A 1,442-nucleotide genomic window follows, 5' to 3' on the forward strand; every position below is an offset into this window, starting at 1 on the left:
CAGCCGCAGGTGCCGCTGCCGGACTTCAGCCATTTCGCCCCGGCCTTTGACGGGGGAGCACAGAGCGGGGACATGCGCCGGGCCTACTACCTGACCTACGACGACCCGGCCACGACGTTCTACCATTCCCCGGCCATCCGCGAGCGCATCGCGGCGGGCCAGGAGGTGGTGTCGGCCGCGTTCGTCACCCCCTACCCGCCGGGCTTCCCGGTGCTGGTGCCCGGCCAGGTGATCAGCCTGCCCATCCTGGACTACATGGACGCGTTGGACACCAGGGAAATCCACGGCTACCACCGCCAATACGGGTACCAGGTGTTCACCCCCGCGGCCCTGGCCCTGGTGGAGCAGGACAAACGCGGCTAACGGGCAATACCGCGACTTGGCACCCCTGAGACCCAGCTCATGCCGCGGCCGTGCGGCCGGTAGGCTGGGACGATGACTTGGACTGATGAGGACCTCACCGTTCCCGCCCGGCTACGCCCCGGCGCTCAGGTGCGGGTGGTTGCCCCCTCCTGCTCGCGCAGCTATGTCATGGAACATGACAATACGCGCTGGATCAACGAGCGTTTCGCGGCCCTGGGGATCAAGCTTTCCTTCGGACGGCATGTGGATGAGCGTGACGACTTCGACAGCTCGTCGATCACCTCGCGCCTGGAGGACCTGCACGCGGCGTTCGCTGATCCGGCGGTGGACGGGATCATGAGCGTGATCGGCGGGTTTAACGCCAACGAGCTGCTGCCGTACCTGGATTGGGACCTGATTGCCGCCAACCCGAAGGTGTTTTGCGGCTACTCGGACTTCACCGTGCTGGCCAACGCCATCCATGCACGCACCGGGATGATCACCTATGTTGGCCCGCACTGGTCCATGTTTGGCATGCGCGACCATTTTGAACCCACTGGCCAGTGGTTCACCGCCGCCACCTCCGGCCAGGCATGGAGCATTGAGCCGGCCACGGCCTACACCGATGACTTGTGGTTCATGAACAGGATGGGCGGCAGACGCTGCCCACCGACGGCCCGTGGGTCTTGCGTGAGGGAGCGGGCACCGGACGGGTCATCGGCGGGAACCTGTGCACGCTGAACCTGCTGCAGGGCACCGGGCTGATGCCCCGGCTGGAGGGTGCCATGCTGTTCCTGGAGGACGACGCGGCCGGGGACATCCATGAATTCGCCCGCAACCTCGCCGCGCTGCTGCAGCGCCCCGACGCCGCCGGCATCACCGGTCTTGGGATCGGCCGCTTCCAGCAGGATTCGGACGTCACCCGCTCAATGCTCCAACAAGTGGTGGACAAGCATCCGCTGCTTGACTCGGTGCCGGTGGTCGCGAACCTGGACTTCGGGCACACCAGTCCCATGTTCACCCTGCCCATCGGCGGCCAGGCCCGGCTCGCGGCAACACCGGCCCAGGGGCAGCCGGACAGGGTGCAGCTGCGGTTCGCG

General features: G+C 66.7%; 1 protein-coding gene and 2 pseudogenes. All 3 read left to right on the forward strand.

Annotated features, from left to right (window positions below; genetic code table 11):
- Positions 1–363 (forward strand): annotated as a pseudogene (locus JCM19049_RS14120) (ornithine decarboxylase); the annotation flags it as partial.
- 72 nt (positions 364–435) lie between these two features.
- On the forward strand, positions 436–1,083 hold the full coding sequence (locus JCM19049_RS14125; protein WP_279403264.1) for an LD-carboxypeptidase: 648 nt from the start codon (positions 436–438) through the stop codon (positions 1,081–1,083).
- Positions 1,029–1,442, forward strand: a pseudogene (locus JCM19049_RS14130) (LD-carboxypeptidase); the annotation flags it as partial. The gene JCM19049_RS14125 and the pseudogene JCM19049_RS14130, both read left to right, overlap by 55 nt.

Source organism: Arthrobacter sp. JCM 19049 (genome assembly GCF_001310435.1).

What these genes read in the sequence shown, in the direction of transcription:
- JCM19049_RS14125 (WP_279403264.1), top strand. Translation starts at nt 436, where the DNA reads ATGACTTGGACTGATGAGGACCTCACCGTTCCCGCCCGGCTACGCCCC.